General features: G+C 55.7%; 21 protein-coding genes and 1 pseudogene. 18 read left to right on the top strand and 4 right to left on the bottom strand.

Annotated elements, in window-relative coordinates:
- Both JIF53_RS19315 and JIF53_RS12855 read left to right on the top strand, forming a co-directional pair.
- Window positions 1-329 (top strand): hypothetical protein (locus tag JIF53_RS19315; RefSeq protein ID WP_206769599.1); only part of this gene is annotated, 329 nt, incomplete at its 5' end.
- Between the two features lie 301 nt (window positions 330-630).
- The gene (locus JIF53_RS12855; RefSeq protein ID WP_199452688.1) at window positions 631-930 is read left to right on the top strand and encodes a hypothetical protein; all 300 of its coding nucleotides are present in this window, start codon (window positions 631-633) and stop codon (window positions 928-930) included.
- Between the two features lie 2 nt (window positions 931-932).
- Here the strand turns inward: JIF53_RS12855 and JIF53_RS12850 are convergent, their stop codons facing one another.
- The 3 genes from JIF53_RS12850 to JIF53_RS12840 form a co-directional block, all read right to left on the bottom strand.
- Window positions 933-1,622 carry a hypothetical protein gene (locus JIF53_RS12850; RefSeq protein ID WP_199452686.1) on the bottom strand — a complete coding sequence of 230 codons (690 nt, stop codon included), beginning with the start codon at window positions 1,620-1,622 and terminating at the stop codon, window positions 933-935.
- Between the two features lie 877 nt (window positions 1,623-2,499).
- A complete protein-coding gene (locus JIF53_RS12845; RefSeq protein WP_199452684.1) occupies window positions 2,500-3,828 on the bottom strand; it encodes a sensor histidine kinase in 1,329 nt (442 codons plus the stop codon).
- Entirely contained in the window at window positions 3,815-4,480 is a 666-nt protein-coding gene (locus JIF53_RS12840; protein WP_053113967.1) for a response regulator transcription factor, read from the bottom strand. Before JIF53_RS12840 ends, JIF53_RS12845 begins: the two co-directional genes overlap by 14 nt.
- A gap of 201 nt (window positions 4,481-4,681) precedes the next feature.
- On the opposite strand from JIF53_RS12840, the gene JIF53_RS12835 reads away from it, so the two are divergent.
- The 9 genes and pseudogenes from JIF53_RS12835 to JIF53_RS19790 form a co-directional block, all read left to right on the top strand.
- Window positions 4,682-5,209, top strand: a complete 528-nt coding sequence (locus JIF53_RS12835) for a cupredoxin domain-containing protein (RefSeq protein ID WP_199452690.1) — start codon at window positions 4,682-4,684, stop codon at window positions 5,207-5,209.
- Between the two features lie 87 nt (window positions 5,210-5,296).
- Window positions 5,297-7,078, top strand: a complete 1,782-nt coding sequence (locus JIF53_RS12830; RefSeq protein ID WP_199452682.1) for a copper resistance system multicopper oxidase — start codon at window positions 5,297-5,299, stop codon at window positions 7,076-7,078.
- Window positions 7,075-7,824 carry a copper resistance protein B gene (locus tag JIF53_RS12825; RefSeq protein WP_199452680.1) on the top strand — a complete coding sequence of 250 codons (750 nt, stop codon included), beginning with the start codon at window positions 7,075-7,077 and terminating at the stop codon, window positions 7,822-7,824. Before JIF53_RS12830 ends, JIF53_RS12825 begins: the two co-directional genes overlap by 4 nt.
- 146 nt (window positions 7,825-7,970) lie before the next feature.
- Window positions 7,971-8,327: a hypothetical protein gene (locus JIF53_RS12820; protein WP_199452678.1), complete on the top strand. Its 357-nt coding sequence runs from the start codon at window positions 7,971-7,973 to the stop codon at window positions 8,325-8,327.
- An 11-nt stretch (window positions 8,328-8,338) separates the two neighbouring features.
- A complete protein-coding gene (locus JIF53_RS12815; protein ID WP_199452676.1) occupies window positions 8,339-9,694 on the top strand; it encodes an APC family permease in 1,356 nt (451 codons plus the stop codon).
- A gap of 12 nt (window positions 9,695-9,706) precedes the next feature.
- Window positions 9,707-9,940: a hypothetical protein gene (locus JIF53_RS12810; RefSeq protein ID WP_008169431.1), complete on the top strand. Its 234-nt coding sequence runs from the start codon at window positions 9,707-9,709 to the stop codon at window positions 9,938-9,940.
- Between the two features lie 113 nt (window positions 9,941-10,053).
- A complete protein-coding gene (locus tag JIF53_RS12805) occupies window positions 10,054-10,470 on the top strand; it encodes a hypothetical protein (protein WP_153741171.1) in 417 nt (138 codons plus the stop codon).
- Window positions 10,471-10,618: 148 nt separating this feature from the next.
- On the top strand, window positions 10,619-10,984 hold the full coding sequence (locus tag JIF53_RS12800) for an NADH-quinone oxidoreductase subunit A (RefSeq protein ID WP_199452674.1): 366 nt from the start codon (window positions 10,619-10,621) through the stop codon (window positions 10,982-10,984).
- Window positions 10,981-11,484: pseudogene (locus tag JIF53_RS19790) on the top strand (hypothetical protein); the annotation flags it as partial. The gene JIF53_RS12800 and the pseudogene JIF53_RS19790, both read left to right, overlap by 4 nt.
- Here JIF53_RS19790 and JIF53_RS19600 read toward each other — a convergent pair.
- Window positions 11,392-11,913 (bottom strand): hypothetical protein, encoded by a 522-nt coding sequence (locus JIF53_RS19600; protein WP_199452672.1) that lies wholly within the window; start codon window positions 11,911-11,913, stop codon window positions 11,392-11,394. The pseudogene JIF53_RS19790 and the gene JIF53_RS19600 overlap by 93 nt on opposite strands.
- 27 nt (window positions 11,914-11,940) lie before the next feature.
- Here JIF53_RS19600 and JIF53_RS12790 point away from each other — a divergent pair, with 27 nt between their 5' ends.
- From JIF53_RS12790 to JIF53_RS12760, 7 genes are read left to right on the top strand one after another with little or no spacing between them, the layout of a single operon-like run.
- Complete coding sequence (locus JIF53_RS12790; RefSeq protein WP_053115522.1) at window positions 11,941-12,885, top strand: Ni Fe-hydrogenase III large subunit; 945 nt, start codon at window positions 11,941-11,943, stop codon at window positions 12,883-12,885.
- A complete protein-coding gene (locus JIF53_RS12785) occupies window positions 12,882-13,778 on the top strand; it encodes a complex I subunit 1/NuoH family protein (RefSeq protein ID WP_153741174.1) in 897 nt (298 codons plus the stop codon). Before JIF53_RS12790 ends, JIF53_RS12785 begins: the two co-directional genes overlap by 4 nt.
- Window positions 13,778-14,314, top strand: coding sequence for an NADH-quinone oxidoreductase subunit J (locus JIF53_RS12780; protein WP_199452670.1), 537 nt, complete (start codon window positions 13,778-13,780; stop codon window positions 14,312-14,314). The genes JIF53_RS12785 and JIF53_RS12780 overlap by 1 nt, the downstream gene beginning before the upstream one ends.
- Window positions 14,311-14,622, top strand: coding sequence for an NADH-quinone oxidoreductase subunit NuoK (nuoK, locus tag JIF53_RS12775; protein ID WP_053113951.1), 312 nt, complete (start codon window positions 14,311-14,313; stop codon window positions 14,620-14,622). Before JIF53_RS12780 ends, nuoK begins: the two co-directional genes overlap by 4 nt.
- A complete protein-coding gene (locus JIF53_RS12770; RefSeq protein ID WP_153741175.1) occupies window positions 14,619-16,517 on the top strand; it encodes an NADH-quinone oxidoreductase subunit L in 1,899 nt (632 codons plus the stop codon). Before nuoK ends, JIF53_RS12770 begins: the two co-directional genes overlap by 4 nt.
- A gap of 15 nt (window positions 16,518-16,532) precedes the next feature.
- Window positions 16,533-18,002: a complex I subunit 4 family protein gene (locus tag JIF53_RS12765; protein ID WP_104270560.1), complete on the top strand. Its 1,470-nt coding sequence runs from the start codon at window positions 16,533-16,535 to the stop codon at window positions 18,000-18,002.
- Window positions 18,002-19,363: an NADH-quinone oxidoreductase subunit N gene (locus JIF53_RS12760; RefSeq protein WP_199452668.1), complete on the top strand. Its 1,362-nt coding sequence runs from the start codon at window positions 18,002-18,004 to the stop codon at window positions 19,361-19,363. Before JIF53_RS12765 ends, JIF53_RS12760 begins: the two co-directional genes overlap by 1 nt.
- Window positions 19,364-19,379 lie beyond the last annotated feature (16 nt).

Genomic DNA, 19,379 nt, shown 5'->3' with positions numbered 1-19,379 from the left:
TGTTTTCCGCCAAAACGGCGGGAAATAGGCAAAAATCGAACAAAACAGAGGGTGATAACGCCAAAATCGCGCTTGAATGGCTTTTTTTCGAGTTGAAAAGCGATTCAGCGATAAATCAGGCGTTAATCAGACCCTCCTTAATCCTCCTCATCCCTGGTCGGACAGTCGCCGCCACGCCCAATTCAGGATCCTACGCAGCTTTAAGATATATCTCACACGAATCCTGCATTGACAATGATAGGGTTGGGGCCGAGTCAGCTGGTCAGGACGACCGGGACTCAACGCCGGCACGGATGCTAGGCAAACGCGACACCTGCCCAGTGGTGTGACGCGCCAAGGAGAGACTTGGCACCACCCCCGCTTGTGACAATTCGCACCCTTTGATCGACCCAATCTTGACCTAGTCAATCAGGATTATCAGAATAATGTTCGAATATTCAGTTTTGGGTCAGAGGTGTTCCATCACTCTCAATGAGCATCGGTTACTGTCCGCATTGCCTTTGGAAAGGTTACGGTATTTGCCTTCTGACCTTACTAGTTGGAAATCCACGTGAACGGGATTAGCGAGCTGAGGACGGAGTTTCGTCGCCGACACAATATGACTACGCCACCCTTCAAGCGTTTGCGTCAATGGAAACCGTCGGCATCGTTACAGAAGATAATATTGAGCTTTCTCATTGGCTCGGCGTGGCGGACCGCAGGATTCTACGATTAGTTCTAGAGTTAAAGTCGGTTCTATTGGATATCGAAGCTTGGCGAACGATGATTCTTGAGCCCTACAAACGGCTTGGCCCCGGTGTCTACATGGTAGGGGCTTTCATCGGATATGACAGAATTGTTGGCGTCGTGGAAGGACGACAGCCAATGGTCAGGGTTTTTTCGTCTAAACCGGACGCGCTGGGCCGGTCCTTCGGCCAAGACACTGAATAGATCTAATTCCGAAACTCTGACACCTGGCGCTCTAGGTTCGCGTACATTGCCAGAAGATCATCCTCGTTGAGCTTTCCTCTGGTGGTTGCCTTAGCCTTATGTTTTTCCAGCTGGCTACGTTGTTCGGCGTAAACATGATGGAGGACGCTGGCTTGATAGTCGCAGCCCTCGTGATTGTTCAGTTGTTTTCGAAGCGATTTGAACTGATCAGGACTGGGAACCTGTTCGAGCTTTTTAGCTATGTCTTTGGGTCGGATATTGAACACTTCTCCCCAATGTTTTACGGCATGCTCCCAGGCCTGAGATAGAGATGCCCGCTCATCTATGTAGAATTTGTTAGCAGCTCCTCGTTTGTTTACGGAGAAATAGCAGGTTTCCTGTGCAGTACTTTTCCCGCTTCCGATGCCAAGCGTGATGCCCTGGAAGCCAACACCGCGACAGGGGAGGGTTGAGGGATGGTCTTTTCCAATGAAATCCAGATATTGAAGTGCTGCGGAGCGGGCCATGTAACGGGCCTCATAGTACTTGGCCCTGGTCTCTTGATACTGGTACCAGAGTTCTTGAGTAATTCTGTTGTTCGGCCTCTTAAGAGAGAAATACTTCTGATAGCGTTTGCCTCGGATGGTGGCAACAACTCGCCAACCGTGGAAGCCAGAGGTCAGCTCCCCTTTTTCATAAAAGCTAATAGCCATGGATAGTCGATCTTTCCCGTCCAAATCACGTTAAAGATAGTACGCAGCCAAGCAGGCGTCGCCTGCTCTACTCTGAGGCCTACGTCAGCTTGCTGCAATCGAAAATGGTCAATAAACTTCTCAGCCTCTTTGGGCTGCAAACTGGAAACACCGACCTTCGGTCAATCGTTGTCGCTTCCTAGGAGTGAAGCATCGTCCATGGAGTGTAAGGCTGCGAGGGACCATACGTGTGCAGCCTTCCGTAAGTTTACACTTGAGAGAGCCTTTACACATCATGGTTTGCGCTTTAAGAATCCTCCCCCTCTTCGTTTTTGTGGTAGCAGGTCTTATCAGTGCTCCGGCTCACGCTTCCAATATAAAAAGTCGAGCAGCGGCCTTTGCCATCCACCGCAAGGAAGTTGGTATGAGCGAATCAAGAAATATCAACCCTACGACTCTGTTGATGCCTGCCTGGATTCAGGCGGTAAACTTCCGGATGGTGTCTCTTTGGCCTCGGTTCAACAGGTCCAAGAGCAGAAAGGCAAGTTACAAAGCTACGAACGGTCTGCGTTCGGGCAAGGTTGGGAAGACGCCGATGGAGATTGTCAAGACAGCCGTACTGAGGCATTGATTGCACAATCCACGACCAAGGTCCGGCTTGCAGATGAACGTCGTTGCAGAGTGGTTTCGGGCCGCTGAATCAGTCCGTTCACAGGCAAAGTCATCCAGAACAGCAGTGAGATCGACATCGAGCATGTGGTCCCGCTGAATGGTTGCCACCGTCAGGCCAGTGCGGTTGTGTGGCAAATCGTACTTGTTTGACTGCGTTGGTTCTTGCTAAGGGTAGAGTTGTCAGAGTTTTTCAGGCGCGATAACCCACTCGTTAACTTTCGTGAATTCAAAATTCAATCGTGACCTTTAATCCACCCCGTGGGCGATTTGAAAAGACGATCTTCCCACCATACCGGCTAACAATGTCTTGAACGATTGCAAGGCCGAGCCCGTGGCCCGGAGTCTGTTCGTCCAGCCTTAATCCTCGTTGACCAAGCTTGCTCAATTCAGCTTCCTCAACGCCGGGACCATCGTCTGTCACGACAATTCGTTTTGAGGGGCCGCGTTGTTCCAATATTAGCTCCACCTCTCTATGTGACCACTTCCCCGCATTGTCCAGCACGATCCCCAGTATTTCAGATAGGTCGTATTCTACAATTGGCCAACGGCTATTCTCTGGGAGAGAACTTGATAACTCAAATGATTTTGCCGGGTATAGTCTTCCCATCATCCACAGAAGGTCCCGTGCTTTTTCTACTGGATAGCAGCTTTTTCCTACCTGCGGCCCAGCAAACCGGCTGCGGCGCATTTCAGCTTCAAGTTGTTTGTCAATATCCCCGAGACGCGCAGCTATTTGCTGCCTTAACTCGCTATCTAGCGGCGTAGAAGTGTCGCTGAGAATTTGTTGGACAGACGCAATCGGAGTTTTAACGCTGTGGGATAGGTTTGCCAGCGCATTCCTCGAGCGCTCCAATCGTTGATCAAGTGAGTCAAGCAGCTGGTTCAACTGTTCGACGAGAGGGTGGAACTCCTCGGGGACAGTCATATCTATACGCGAGACGCTCCCATCCTGGAGTCTTTTCAGTGACGCCTTGAGTCGTGTGACAGAATGCATGGACAAATTGACGCCGAGCCAGATTGCACAAACCAATAGCGAGATAAGTAAAAGAGATGCGATTGCCGTCCATGCATGTAGCTCTGCCTGGCTATTCTTCAATGCGCCGAGGTCTTCTGCAACGATAACAACAAACGGTTTTTCGTTTGCGATGAAGGAACTCCGATATGCCAATATGTCCGTTGGGGCCCCTGCTATTTCAGAATTTTCGACCCGAATCGTGCCCTCTTTTTCCGATTTGATGAGCGGCGATAGTAGCGGTTTCCATGATTCTGGCGAAATGATGGTCCTGGAATCGGAGTGTTGAACAAAAGCATGGTGGAATACGCGCTGAAAGTAATCGCCCGTCTTGAGTCCGTCGAAGGCTCCGTCACTGTCCCGAATCTGATGCTCTAAAAACGAAACCTCCTCTTTCAGCCTGTCCGTGACAAATTCACGGGACATTCTTTCGAGCAGAGCACCATGTGCAAACCAGGCTATTGCCATCAAGGCAACACCTGCGGGCAGCAGTATTACAAGCAGGGTGCCTTTTACAGAGGCAGGTTTCTTAAACGTTGTCATTGAACATATAGCCTTGGCCACGTCGGGTTGAGATTGTGGAATTTCCCACCAGTCTTCGCAGCCTCCGAATATATGCCTCGATAACGTTCGCGCTTGGGCTATCTTCGAGACTGTAAAGCTGCTCTAGCAGTTGGTCTTTTGAAAAGACATGGCCCGGCTTACTCATCAGGCAGCGCAGAAGACGAAACTCTGTGCCGGTAAGTGGATGTTCAGTTCCATCGTCCACCGACAAGCATTGACGATTTTCATCCAGCACAAAGCGGCCTGCCTTAACCAATGAATGTGTTCTCCCTTCGCTCCTGCGAACAATAGCATTCAGCCGTGCAATTAACTCTTCGGTCTGGAAAGGTTTTGCGAGGTAGTCGTCTGCCCCTGCCTTTAGTCCAGCCACTTTATCATGCCAGTCATCTCGCGCTGTCAGGATTAGTACGGGAAAGGCAATGTTCTTTGCGCGCCACTTTTTTAAAACATCTAAACCGTTGCCGTCGGGCAGCCCCAGATCCAAGATGCTGACCCGATAATCTTCCTGTTCACCCAGAGTTATTGCTTCTTTTGCCGTATACGCAGGGTCCACGCTGAACCCCGATTTTTCAAGTTGATGCAAAAGGCTGTTTGAGAGCATCTGATCGTCTTCAACCAGTAGTAAACGCACTTTTTTTCCTTTTTGCTGAGCGGCGACTGTGAATTCAACGTAATGTCTTTAGTAGTCCTGAATTCAGCCTAAATAAATTTTTTTGAATTTTCAGTAAGAATTCAGGTTGGTAAGCGATCTTATGTAACGATTCTGGACATTGATCAAGTGTCCTGAAAATACAATTAATTGTTGCTGAACGATTTCACAGGAGAAGATGGTATGAATGTATCAAAGTTGTTGGTAGCGGGTGTGGCCTTTTCAATGTCAGCGGGTGCTTTTGCAGCAGGAGCCCACGGTGGCGGGCACGGGGCTAGCAGCGGAGAACCTGCTAAAGCGTCCGAAGCTGCCCGCACGATCACGGTTGAAATGTACGACAACTACTATGAGCCGGAAGAAATAACTGTGAAGCCTGGTGAAACCGTGAGATTTGTGGTGGAGAATAAGGGCAGTCTTGTCCATGAGTTCAACATTGGCACCCCCGCCATGCACGAGAGCCATCAAAAAGAAATGATGATGATGGTTGAGCATGGCGTGATTCAGGGCGGCAAGCTGAACCACGACATGATGAACATGGATATGGGCAATGGTCATTCCATGAAACACGACGATCCCAACAGCGTCTTACTGGAACCCGGGCAGAGCAAGGAAGTTGTCTGGAAGTTCTCTGATAAAGGCAATATCGAATTTGCCTGTAACGTGCCGGGCCATTACCAGTCAGGAATGTACGGTGACGTAAATTTCGAATAATACAGTGTGCTGAGCGCCGCACGATTGCAAGGGCTGGTGAAGGCTTTCCAGCCTAGCTCCAATGAAGTGCAGTTGGGAATAAAACAGATGAAGATACGCCTTTTGACAGGGCTTTTGACCCTGCTGATGCCGGCCATGGTCATGGCCGGTGAATACGGCCTGACGGTTGACCGGGTTAAAATTGATACCGGCGATTTCGTGAAAGAAGGTATCGGCTACAATGGTGCATCTCCGGGACCGGTGATGCGCTTCAAGGAAGGTGAAAACGTCAAAATCAACGTGACCAACAACCTGGACGAGATGACCTCGATCCACTGGCACGGACTGATCCTTCCCTTCGACCAGGATGGTGTGCCAGGTATCAGTTTTCCAGGTATCAAGCCGGGTGAAACATTCACCTATGAATTTCCTATCCAGCAAGCAGGCACCTATTGGTTCCACAGCCACTCTGGTTTTCAGGAGCCAGACGGAGCCTATGGCGCCATTGTCATTGAGCCCGAGGGCCGTGAACCGTTCCGCTACGATCGTGAATACGTGGTGCAGCTGACCGATAAACACCCCCATTCCGGTGACCGCATCATGCGCAACCTGAAAATGATGTCGGATTATTACAACCGTGAGCAGCAAACTGTGGGCGAGTTTTTCTCGGACGTGTCCGAAAACGGCCTGATGAGTACTGTCCGAGATCGGATGGCATGGGGCGATATGCGCATGATGAAAGCGGACGTTGAGGATCTGCAGGGCTTTACGGGCCTGATCAACGGTAAAGGACCGGACCAAAACTGGACCGGAATCTTTGAGCCCGGCGAACGCATCCGGCTGCGCTTCATCAACTCCTCGGCGATGGCCTATTTTGACGTCCGGATCCCTGGCCTGGATATGACGGTCGTGCAGGCGGACGGCAACAACGTTCAGCCGGTTAACGTGGACGAATTCCGTATTGGTGTGGCGGAAACCTACGATGTGATTGTGCGCCCCAAAGATGAGCAGGCTTACACCATTTTCGCCGAATCCATGGGGCGTTCCGGTTATGCGAGGGCAACACTGGCCCCCGAAGAGGGTATGGAAGCGGCCGTGCCGCAACTGCGTGAAGCTGCCCGACTGACCATGGCGGATATGGGCGGTATGCCCGGTATGGACCATGGCAGCATGGCAGGCATGGATCATGGAAACATGGATATGGGCAGCTCAGAAGGTGTGTCCGGAATGGACCACTCAAACATGGGCAGCATGGACCATTCGAATATGAAAGGAATGGATCACTCCAACATGAAAGGAATGGATCACTCTGACATGTCCGGCATGGACCATGGTTCCATGGCGATGGGAAAAGGCGGTCCCAGCGATCCCTTCTATGCCAAGGGCAGTGGCCTTGTGCCGACGGCGGCCAATGGTGGCAAGTTCCTGTCCTATGCTGATCTGAAGGCTCAGGACCCGTTGTACGAAGACCGCGAACCGACTCGGGAGATCGAGCTTCGTTTGACCGGCAATATGGAGCGCTACACGTGGAGTATCAACGGTGTTAAATACGAAGACGCGGATCCCATTCGTCTCAAATATGGTGAACGGGTCCGTTTCAAGTTTGTGAACGAAACCATGATGACTCATCCCATGCACCTGCATGGTATGTGGTCCATCCTTGATGTTGGCGCAGGTCAGTGGAACCCGATCAAACACACCGTTAGCGTGAACCCGGGCACTACGGTGTACATGGAAACCGAGGTTGACGAGCCAGGCCAATGGGCGTTCCATTGCCATCTTTCTTACCATGCGGCTGCCGGGATGTTCCGCAAGGTGATTGTTGAGGGTGGCCCTGAGTCCACGCAGGCCAAGACAGGCGTTGTTGCTGAAGATGGAGGTGAGGCATGAGCTGTATTCGATCACTTGCCGCAGTCAGTTTCCTTGCCTCTATTGGTTTCTCAACGACGGTGATAGCTCAGGAAATGATTTCCGATACCACCGCTCGTAAACAACCGCTCACAGCCTGGGGTGTTCAATTTGAGGAGTTTGAGTACCGATACAGCGATGATGATGAGGAACTGGGCGTCTGGAATGCGGATGCCTTCTATGGCACCGACGAGTTCAAAGTCCGGCTGCTCACAACCGGGGAATACGAGATAGAGGCACAGGCCTACGAAACACTGGAAAACCAGTTGGTCGGCCAGATCCCCATCTCCAAGTTCTTCGACGCCAAAGCGGGTGTTCGCTTCGACACCCCTGAAGGGCCGGATCGCACTTATGCCGTGCTGGGTGTCGCTGGGCTTGCCCCACAATGGTTTGAAGTCGATGCCAACCTGTATGCCAGCAAGGATGGTGATACGTCTGCCGAAATCGACGCGGAATACGAGCTGCTTTTCACCAATTACTGGATCCTGTCTGCAACCCTGGATGCGACGGTAGCATTTAGCGAGGATGAGGAAATTGGCGTGGGCAAAGGCTTGGTTTCCACCGAAACTGGGCTCCGGTTACGCTATGACCTGATCGATCGCGCATTCTCGCCTTACGTGGGCGTGGTGCATGAGCGCACGTACGGTGATACCGCAGATCTCGCTAAAGCCAAAGGCGGTGGCACAGAAGACTGGTTCGCAGTCGTCGGTGCCCGCATCTCGTTCTGATCGGAATGAATAAGGAGCCAGGGGTTGCCCTGGCTCAATTTTATGATGTACGTCAATTTCATCGAAAACCTTCACTGATTTTCAGTCGCAGTTCAGGTCCGCATGTTGTCATTGAGGGGAAATGATAAGGCGAAGAGGGGCCCGCCATGACTAAAGCACATAAAACATCGAACCAGGAACAGTTCCTGCTGCGACGGAAACTTGTCGTGGAAGGTTTTGAAGAGAGTGAATGGTCTGACTTTATTCACGAACTCAATCATCACCCCTGTGTTGATTTTGCCGAACGCAAGCCAAATAATCTGTTAGACGTTACCTTCGATGGGACTCATTGGTCTACCGAAGAGTTATTGGAGGTGATTGGAGCACATGGTGGCCGGTTGAAGGCGGGGTGGTGGGCTCAAAGGAAGCTGGCGTGGTATCGATTTACAGATGACAACGTTCGTGCCAATGCCAAGCATGATCCGTTTTGCTGTTCAAAGATCCCGCCCATGAAACGAAAATAACCGGAGGTTAAATGAGCAGGGAGCAAGATAGAACCACTCGCTATAAGGAAGGCAGTCTCACACTCGCGGGAACCGTTATGCTCGGTACCGGCGTCATGATCGGCGCCGGTATCTTTGCACTTACCGGGCAGATGGCGCAGATGACCGGTGTTCTTTTCCCATTGGCGTTTCTGGCGGCTGCGGTGATCGTCAGCTTCAGTTCTTATTCCTACGTCAAGATTTCCAATGCCTGGCCGTCAGCCGGGGGCATTGGCATGTACCTTTACAAAGCCTATGGCAATCGGCTGCCGACCGCGTTCAACGCCCTGCTGATGTATTTCTCGATGGTGATCGCCCAGAGCTTCCTCGCGCGTACTTTCGGTTCCTACACCATGCAACTGTTCGGTGGTGATGAAAGTGGTCGCATGGTGTCCATTCTGGGTGTGTCGCTGATCCTGGCGGCGTTTCTGATCAATCTGCTCGGTAACCGAATGATTCAGGGCGTGGCTTCCTTTATCGGGTTTCTGAAAATCGGCGGTATACTGGTTTTCGGGCTGGTGGGTGTCTGGATTGCCGACAGCCTGGCGGTGGATTTCTCAAGCCCGGGCGAGGCCGGAACCGCAGGCAATTTCCTGGGTGCGACGGCGCTCGGAATACTGGCCTTCAAGGGCTTCACCACCATCGCCAACAGCGGCTCCGAGGTCCAGGACCCTCATCGGAACGTAAGTCGCGCCATTGTCATTTCCATCGCGGCCTGCGTGGTGATCTACACCCTGGTCGGTTTTGCCGTCGCCAGCAACCTGTCCCTGGCGGAAATCATCAAGACGCAGGATTACTCCCTTGCGGCCGCCGCGCGCCCGGCGTTGGGTGATTATGGCCTCTGGTTCACGGTCGCCATTGCCATGATGGCCACCGCGGGTGGCATTCTGGCCAGCATTTTTGCTGTCTCGCGCATGCTTGCCATGCTGACTGAAATGAAACTGGTGCCTCACCGTCATTTTGGCATGCCGGGCAGTATCCAGAAGCACACGCTGGTCTACACTGTGGTTCTGGGGCTGGTTCTGACGGCCTTCTTTGACCTCTCCCGGATTGCCGCCCTGGGTATCGTGTTCTACCTGGTCATGGACATTGCCATCCATTGGGGCGTGCTTCGCTATCTGCGTGACGATGTGAAGGCCAGGGCGTGGGTGCCGGCGACGGCCATCGTTCTGGATTTGCTCGTGCTTGGCGGCTTTGTCTGGGTCAAACTGAATACCGACCCGTTTGTCATTGGCGTGGCGGTTGCCACAATGATCGTGATCGCGGTATCCGGGCAGCTTTTCCTGAAAAGGGCTGCAGCAGCCGAAAAAAACGGCCACGAGGAATCCCATGCTCACGGTCACCAGTAATCAGAATTCAACATGGAGGGCAGTATCACGATGGGGGAAAACATGTTTGGCAACACCATGTGGGCGGGGCACTGGCTGTGGATGCTGGTGATTGCCATCGTAGTCGTCATCCCGGCCTGGCGTATTTGCCAGCGCACGGGCTATCCGGGTTGGATGGGGGTCTTGATACTTATCCCCATCGTCAATCTGGTTTTGCTCTACTTCATCGCTTTTAGTGACTGGCCAGTTGAGCGGAGTGGAAAATAAGTGGACTGTTGTAATGCAATTGATACATTGAGCTTTCTTCACAATCCTACGATACGACTTAAGGCTGTTGTTCGTGTGATCACAATAATTGAAAGAAACTGGGAGATAACCAGATGAAAGCAATAAATTTTAAACTGTTCGTATTTTTGACTTTTTTGCAAGCGCCATTTTTGCACGCTGAAGAAGTTCTTTCTGGCGAAGGTGTCGCAGATGTTGTCGTCGGAAACACGGTGCAAATGGAATTCCGAGATGCTCAGGACAATTTTCGCACTCGAACTTTTCATGAGTACTATGATCCTGATGGTTCGATCTATGGAATGACCAAATATCGCGAACAGCAGGGAAACCTTACCCACTATATCGGAAGATGGGAGGTCAAAGACGGTAAATTTTGCACATCTGTCTATGGTCGCGACTATTCCTGTAACAAGATAAAGCCTTTGTCTGGAAATGATTTCGAATTGCTCAATGAGGGAGGCAAGATAAGGAACGTCAAGGTATATGAAGGGAAGCATCATGGACTGGAGTAAGGATATCTGCGGGTGAGTTTTTAGCCTCTGTTTGCTCGGGAAGTACGGTTCGCCCATGCGGAACCAAGAAGCGAGTTAAGGGCATATTGATCTTGTCTCTGGAGAACGCTATCGGAGTGCAGACTCCGTTGCGCGACTTGAGGATTGGATGATGAGTATTTTGGAGCAGTACGGTCTGCTGCTTGCCTTGGTGCTTGGCATCGCAGCTACGGTTTTGGCCCTGTTTGGGATTGCCCGTGCCATGGGCCCGACGCGTCGGGAGCCGGGCAAGGACGTGCCAGCGAGTTCCGGAGTGTTGTCACGGGACCCGGTCTGGGGCCGCTATCACGCACGGTACTACGGCTACGCGCTGCTCTTTCTGGCCTTCGACATGGAAATGGCATTTATGTACCCCTGGGCAGTTGTATACAGGGAAGTAGGGCTGGTTGCTTTGTATGACATGGGGGTGTTCCTTGCCATTCTCTTTCTTGGTTTGCTCTACGGCTGGAGTCAGGGGGCATTGAGGCGGCAATGACTTCTGACCCGACAATGAGCATTACGGGCGCGCGCCAGCGGCAGGAGCGGTTCACGGTACTTCAGAAGTGGGTTTCCCGGGCCCTCGCGGGCAACCTGAGCTGCCTGATCGTCCCGGGGCCTGAAGTGGCACTGTCCCATGGCCTGGATGTGACAGCGGCAGGTATGCGCATCACCGCGACACCTCGCGATGCGAGCGTGCTCCTGATTATCGGCGAGCTTTCAGAGAAAATGAACGAGGCCGTGGCGGTGCTCTATGCGCAGATGCCGAGGCCGCGAGCCATTGTCAATTTGGGCGGACAGACGCCGTCAACGCTACCGGACGCTGATTTTTCCGCGGGTGTTTCGCAAGCCGGCCTGATCGACGCGGTTGACTGGTTGAAGCGCGCGCTGGCCAAGGGCGCATTCTCAGACTCCCCCGAGGATTTCGACGCCCCTGTTCTGCACGCCAGAATCGAGTATGTCTGCCCCATGCACCCGGAAGTTGTCCAGAACGAGCCGGGTAGTTGCCCCAAGTGTGGCATGGACCTGGTCGCCCGGGAGGCAGGGGAGCCGGCCCCCGAGCATGACCATGGGCACGATCATCGCGAGCACCGGCACCATGAGCACGAACACCAGCATCATGAGCACGAACACCAGCATCATGATCATGCGCAGCAGCACGAACACCATGAACACGAACACGATCATGGTCACTGCCATGACCATCATGATTCGCATGAGCACGATCATGAGCAGCACGAGGGTCATCAGCACTCGCACGAAAACCATCATGATCACGGACACAAGCACCAGCACGATGAGTCCGACGGCGACGCGGAGGAGAAAAATTCGGGGCATGATCACAGTGAGCACGGTCATGATAGCCACGAACATGGTGGCCATGATCATGTAGGTCACGGTCATAGTGGTCATGATCATGGTGGGCATGACCACGGCGCCTCGGGATTCATGTCCATGATTGAAGTGACCAAGGACCTGCCTCGTAGCGCCGACGGGTTGGCGATGGACTGGATGGAGGTGCCGTTCGGTCCGGTTTTCCCCGGTCTGCCTGGTGGGCTCAAGTTGACGCTGACTCTTGACGGTGACGGCGTAACAGAAGGACAGGCCACATCCTTGGTGGGCATGATCAATGAGAGTGAAGAAGGCAAGGAGATCGACGCCGAGACCTTTATCGAGCGCCTGGCGTCGGCCATGCCACTGGCCAGCGTGAGCTACCGACTGCTGGCCTGCCTGGCAATCGAGCGGGCGGCTGGTCTGGAGAACGATTCGGCAACCGATCAGGCCCGGGCTGTGGCGCTTGAATGTGAGCGCATCGCCAGTCACCTGGGTTGGCTGGCGCAAACGGGGCGCCAGCTCGGCTTCGCCTGGTTGACGGATCGTGCCGCAACCCTGCAACTGGAGATCCGCCGCGCCAGTGGAAAACGGCTTGTGGAACTGACGCCCGCTCTGCAGGCATTGGCGGCTCGTCTTGGGCGAACGCCTTTGCTCAAATCGCGATTGAAGGGGATCGGCGTACTGCCATCGGGCACTGCGGGCCTGAGTGGCCCCGTGGCGCGCGCTGCTGACGACGCCGGAGATGCCTGGGCGCGCCTGTGGCAGCGCCTGGACGAAATCATCACGAGCCTCGACTACATCAAGGCAACCGGGGAGCCGGGGCTACCTGTTTTGCGAAACATCGGGCGTGGATCAGGCACCGGTGAGGCCACCGTGGAAACCCCGCGCGGCGAGGCTCAACTGAGCCTGATTCTGGAACACGGCCAGGTGAAATCCTACAGGTTGGACACCGCCTGCAGTCACCATATCGGCCTGGTCGCAAAGCTTGTCGAGGGCCGGGAACTGGGCGACGCACTGGTGGCGGTCGGATCACTTGACCTTTCGCCCTGGGAGGTGATCTCGTGAACTTCGTCATCGTGTTGGTTGCGTTGCTTGGTAGCGTCTGGCTGCTCGCCGTGGTCGAGGGCTGGACGACAACGGGCCGCCTGCGTCCGGCCGCGCCCCTACTCAGCGGCCTGGCGCACCTCGGTCGTGAATCCATTGTACCGCGCACGCCGGACCGGGTCTTTTTCGAGACGGCGCCGGTGCTACTGCTGATCGTCGCGGTGCTTGGCGCGGCGGTTCTGCCTCTGGCGCCGACCCTGGTGATCGCGGATCTGGCTACCGGTGCGCTGTTCATCAACGCGGCGCTTGCCTATGTGCTGGTGGCGCTCATCATGGCCGGCTGGGGCCCGAATGGCGCCTACGCCATGATCGGCGGCTGGCGATTCCTTGGCCAGCTCATCGCCTACGCCATGCTCATTGTCATGCCCATCACTGCGGTGGCGATGCGCGCCGAATCCCTGGTGACCACGGTGATCGTTGGCTCCCAAGACGGCTTGTGGAACATTGTCTATCAGCCGCTTGGTTTCGTGCTGTTTTTCATTGCCGCCATGGCGCTGGCGTTTCGTGCGCCTTTTGATCTGCCAACCGCACCCGGGGAACTGGGCGGGGGTGTGGACGCGGAATACACCGGCGTGCGCCTGGGGGTGTTGCGCCTGGCCAGGCTGACGCTGGTGATCACGCTGGCTTCCGCGACCACGGTGTTCTACCTCGGCGGCTGGCATGGGCCGCTGCTGCCTCCCTGGGCCTGGAGCCTGATCAAGACCCTGGCCGTGGCCGTGTCGATGCTCCTGGCCGGTCGCTATCTGCCGCGCATTCGCGAGGCGGATCTGATGCGGTGGTGCTGGACCTTGGGGATTCCCCTGGCACTGCTCAATATCATTGTTGTGGGTTTACTGGTTCTGGTGGTTCCATAATGTACGCTCAGGCTTTTTTTGTTGCCGTTTTCGGGCTGGCCGCCATCGGCTTCGGCGTGGTGGTGTTTCGCACATCGTCCATGGTGCGTTCCGCGCTGGCGCTGTTGTTTTCTCAGACTGCCGTCGGCTGCATGTTCCTGGCGATGCAGACCGAATTCCTGGGCGTGCTGCAGATCATGATGATGGCGACGGAGATGAGCATCATGGCCATTTTCATGGTGATGTTCATGATGGACCCGGGCGGGATGGGGGGCATGGATATGACCCACCAGAAGCGCTTTTCAATTGGCGCTGGCGTGGTCGCTGCCGGTGTTGCGATAGTGGTCGCGTTTTGGGCCGATTGGGGACCTGTAACGGCCGAGGCGCCGGATGCGGCGATGCAGACACGGGCGCTGGGCATGGAATTGCTGGGTCGTTCCATGCTGATCTTCGAAACCGCCGGTATCACTATCCTGACCGCGATGATTGCGGCCACGGCGGTGGCGATACCGGTGCAAACGACGGCCAATATTGCTGACAAGGAGGATACGGAATGACTCTCGTCCTGATCGTGGCGCTTGTAACCGGTGCAATCCTGTTCGGTATTGGTGTTTATGGCGCGTTGTCCCAGACCAATCTGGTTATGATCATGATGGGGGTGGAGCTGATTCTTGCGGGCGCGTTGGTGAACCTGGTCGCCTTCTGGCGTTTTCTGCACCCCGAAAGCTACTCCGGCCAGATGTTCGTGCTGGTGGTGATGACCGTCATGGCGGTCGAAATGGCGGTTGGCTTCGGTGTCGCGATTGCGCGTTTCCGGGCCAAGGGCTCGGTTGAAATGGAAGAAGCCGGGGACCTGAAAGGATGAGTGCAGTGCTTCTACCGATAATGCCACCGCTGATCGCGGCCATGGCGTTGCTGGTCCTGCGCCGGGGCTCCACGGCGCTGGTTCTCGGCGGGGCGACGTTGAGTCTGGGCGGCAGTCTATGGTTACTGACCCGGGTCGCCGGCGGGCAGGCCGAAACCCTGCTTCTGCCGGGGCTGCCAGACATGCCGCTTCGAATGGTTGCCGGACCTCTGGAAGCGCTGTTGACGGTGGCGGTGGCCACCGTAGGCACGTTCGTGCTGATTTATGCAGTTGGTTATATGAAGCGGGAGTCCGGCCTGTGCCGCTTCTACGCCGTAATGTCCCTGTTCCTGGCTGCCATGCAGGCGCTGGTGCTGTCCGGCGACTGGGTTCTGTTGCTGGCGGCCTGGGAATTGATCGGTTTGTGCAGTTACCTGCTGATTGGCTTCTGGTTCCAGCGACCCGAGGCCGCGGATGCCGCCGGTCGCGCTTTCCTCTACACTCGTAGCGCCGATCTGGGTTTGTACGTGGCGGTATTTATGCTGATTGGGTCGGCCGGTACCGGCGAGATTGCCGCCTCCCTGGAGGCCGGCGGCAGTGCCTCGACCGCCGCGGGGCTTTTGTTGCTACTGGCCGCCATGGGTAAGTCGGCCCAGGTCCCCTTGCAGGACTGGCTTATGCGTGCCATGGCGGGGCCGACACCGGTCTCGGCGCTGCTGCACTCGGCCACGCTGGTGGCGGCGGGTGCCATCCTGCTGATCCGTTCGGCCCCGCTGCTGACACCCGAGGTGTTGCTCGTCGTCGGACTTGTCGGCGGCGTTACCACGGTGGCAGCCGGGGTTATTGCACTTGCCGAGCGTGATCTCAAACGCCTGCTCGCGGCTTCCACTGCCAGTCAATATGGCTTGATGCTGGTTGCGGTTGGAGCCGGCGTTCCGCTGGCGGCTCTCATGCATTTGCTCGCCCATGCAGCCATCAAGAGCACCCTGTTTCTTGCCGCCGGCGACTTCCAGCATGCTCGCGGGGGTACCGGGTTCGATCAGTTGGAGGGGGTTGGTCGTGACAGACCCTGGACTTTTGCCGGCTTTGCGCTGGCAGCGCTGGCACTGGCCGGTATCCCGCCACTGAGTGGGTTCTTCTCCAAGGATGCGGTAATCGCCGCCGCCCTGTCTGCGCAGGGTGCCGCCTGGCTCGGCCCCCTGGCGCTGGCCGGTACCCTGCTGACCGGCGGCTATATGGCCCGGGCCTTGTGCCTGCTGTGGCGAGGCTCCGGCGAAACCCGACCGGTTGCCGGTAGTGCCTGGATGCGCGTGGGCATTTGGGGGTTGGCGGTCCCTGCCACGATTCTCGGCCTGGCCTTCGGCCCCATCGAGGCCGTTCTTGATCTGCCCGCCGTCACCGCAGGCACATTGGCCGTGCTCCTCGGGCTTCTTGCTGCCGCGTGTGGCCTCGGCCTGGGCTGGCTCGTGCCGGCTCCCCGCCTGCTAGGTCCGGTCTATCCGTGGGCGCGACGCGGACTTTCCGTTGGCGGTGGGCTTACGGTCTGGGTCGGTAGGCCAGCAATGGCTGTAGCCCGAGGATGTGAGCGTTTGGAAGGGCGTCTGTATGAAGCTGTGCTTTCTCTTGGGCGCGCCGGTCTCTTCCTTGCCTCTGCGGGCGAGCGAACGGAGCGGGGCTTGTTCAAGATTGTGCTTTGCGTGGGCAGAGTGAGCCTGAGGGTCGCGACCTACGTGCGGTTTGGAGATGAACGCCGTATCGACGGCCTGATTTTCGCCCTGGTGGCGGCTGTGCGTGCACTGGGTGCACGAGCCCGAAACCTCCAAAGCGGCCTCATCCACCACAGCCTGGCGATCAGTGCGGTCGCAATCGCCGTCACATTGGCTGTTCTGCTTTTTGCTTCATCGACGAGCTTTTAGAGGAAACCCATATTCATGTTACCACTTGTCTCGCTCACCCTGTTTTTGCCGCTGGTCGGCGCGGTGCTGATTCTGTGTCTTCCGAAGCCCGCAACGCGTACGGTACACGTCATAGCGATTATTACCGCCGCCCTTACACTGATCGGTGCTCTGTCCATGTGGTTTCAGGGTGCGAGCGGTGCAGGCTTTTCCCAGGTCGAAGAGCTGCAATGGATACCGGCCATCGGTGCCGCCTACCGGGTGGGAGTTGATGGGATCAGTCTGCCTTTGGTGCTGTTGAGCGCCGTTCTTTTCCTGGTTGCTGTGATCTATGCGTCGTCGCTTCGTGAACGTCCGCGCGCCTATATTGCTCTGGTACTTCTTCTGGAAACTGCGTCTATCGGTACCTTTACAGCCCTCGACGGTATCCTGTTCTACGTCTTCTTCGAGGTTTCCCTTGTCTCCATGTATTTCATGATCGCCGGGTGGGGCCACGAAGACAGGCAACGGGCAGCGTTGATGTTTTTTATATACACCTTGCTGGGAAGCCTGCCGCTTCTGCTTGCTATCCTCGGGCTTTATCTGGGCAGCCCCGAACCGACCTTCGACATGCGAGCCTGGATTGAGAATCCCCCCCTGGAGGGCGCGGCGGCCATGTGGGCTTTGATCGCTATGCTGATCACCTTTGCGGTAAAGATCCCCGCGGTGCCTCTGCATACCTGGTTGCCTGCCGCACACGTGCAGGCGCCGACCGTCGGCAGCGTCATCCTCGCCGGCGTCATGCTGAAATTCGGCACTTACGGGCTGGTTCGATTTGCCCTGCAAATGACCCCCGATGCGTTCCGTGAAGCGGGCGTTGTTGTTCTTGTTCTCGGTGTTGTCAGCGCGCTCTACGGGGCTTTTGCCGCTCTGGCCCAGAGTGATCTGAAACGCTTGGTCGCCTATACGTCGGTTAACCACATGGGGTATGTCATTGTCGGTGTGGCCGTGGCGGCAATAACTCTGGATCCCTCGGTGCGAACTGTTGCTTTGGATGGTGCGGTATTGCAGATGTTCAGCCATGGACTGGTTACCGGTGCCTTGTTCTTGCTGGTGGGCATGATCCAGGACCGTGCCCACACCCGTGAAATGGGCGAATTGGGTGGGTTGCTCAAGACGGTCCCAATGCTCGGCTGGACCTTTGTGTTGGCGGCCTTTGCATCGCTGGGCTTGCCCGGGCTGGCGCACTTTCCGGCCGAGTTTCAGATATTTCTTGCCACTTTAAGCGCTTCGCCTGCCGCGGTGGTTGTGATTTTGGGTATTGCCATTATTGCCGGTACGTTTCTCAAAGCACTGCGGGAAACCTTTCTGGGCGAGCCCCGGCAGCGCTGGCAGTCCATGCCTGATTTGAGCGCTCGTGAGTGGCTTGCTGTGGGGCCATTGCTGGTGCTCACTGTCGGCACTGGCGTGGCACCCTCCTGGGTGCTGGGTATCATCCACCGCACTACATCGGCGCTGGCACTGTGATGGCTCGTGATCTTGCACTGTTGATTCCTGAAATTGCCGTACTGTTGACGGCTGTCGGTGCGCTGATCGCGGAAATGCTGCGTAGGCCGCAAATTGCGCTGCTGGTCGCAGTTAGCGGTCTGATCGTTGCCACGGGTCTGACCGTCAGTCTGATTGGTGAGGACACAACGGTGTTTGGTGGCAGTTTCCGGGTTGACGACCTCAGTGTGTGGGCCAAACTCATTCTGCTGCCGGCCACCATCCTCGCCATATTTTTGGCGAGAGTGGATGTGAGAGGCACCGTGCGAGAGGGCACGGTTTACAGCCTGCTTTGCTTTGCCACCATCGGCGCGCTCGTTCTGGCAGGCGCGGGTGATACGATGTTCCTTGTGTTGGGTACATTATTAACTGGCCTGGCCACCTTTGCCTTGGTTGCCTACCCGGATACCGACCCTGCCACTGAGGCCGCCATGAAGTTTTTCGTGTTCGCCTCGGTCACAGGTGCGATCATGATTTTCGGCCTGAGTTACTGGTTCGGCGCTGCGGGATCCACGTTACTCGCGGATCTTCCTGGTATGGATACCATGCCAATGGCGGTTCTTCTTGGGTTGGTGGCGGTGGTTGTCGGTCTGGGTTACAAAGCCTCGCTGGTTCCATTCCATTTCTGGGCGCCAGATGCCTATGAGGGTGGGCCACTGTCAATAGCGGCCTACCTGTCAGTGGTGCCCAAGATCGGTGCTCTGTTCGCACTCGCTCAGGTGGTTCGCGATCTACCCCCGGAAAGTGGTTGGACCGCCATCATCGCCGGTCTGGCTGTTCTGACCATGACCTATGGTTATCTGGCCGCGCTGGTGCAGGATAACGTCGTTCGGCTGCTGGCCTATTCGTCGATTGCCCAATCCGGCTATTTCCTTCTGGGTATCCTGGCAGTCGGCGCCAGTGAACTTGCTCTGCCATCCATCATCCTGTTTGCCGCAGCCTATGCGGCCATGAATCTGGGCGCTTTCGCCGTTGCCGCCAATATCGGACGGACTCTGAACGATTTTGACGGATTGGGGCGCGCCCAGCCGCTTATTGGCCTCGCAATGGTTATCTTTCTGCTATCGCTGGTTGGGATTCCCCCATTGGCGGGTTTTGTCGGCAAGTTCCTTTTGTTTGCCGCAGTCATCGACGTGCAGTACACCTGGGTGGCAGTGGTGGCGATCATCAATAGCGTACTCTCGCTGGCAGTTTATCTGCGCCTCGTTGTGCCGATGTACAGGCAAGGGAATGTCGTGGTGGCTAGAACTGATATCTGGTTGAAAGCCGTACTGATAATAGCGCTGACTGTCACACTCCTTTTGGGTGTATTTGCGCAAGTGTTTGTAGGGCCGTTTGCATGATGGCCGAAGCCCATTA

Origin of the sequence: Marinobacter sp. bablab_jr008, from assembly GCF_016464145.1 — a bacterium.
In the GTDB taxonomy this organism is placed as follows: domain Bacteria; phylum Pseudomonadota; class Gammaproteobacteria; order Pseudomonadales; family Oleiphilaceae; genus Marinobacter; species Marinobacter nauticus.
Note: the sequence above shows the minus strand (reverse complement) of the source record. Positions and strands in the feature narration are given on the sequence as shown.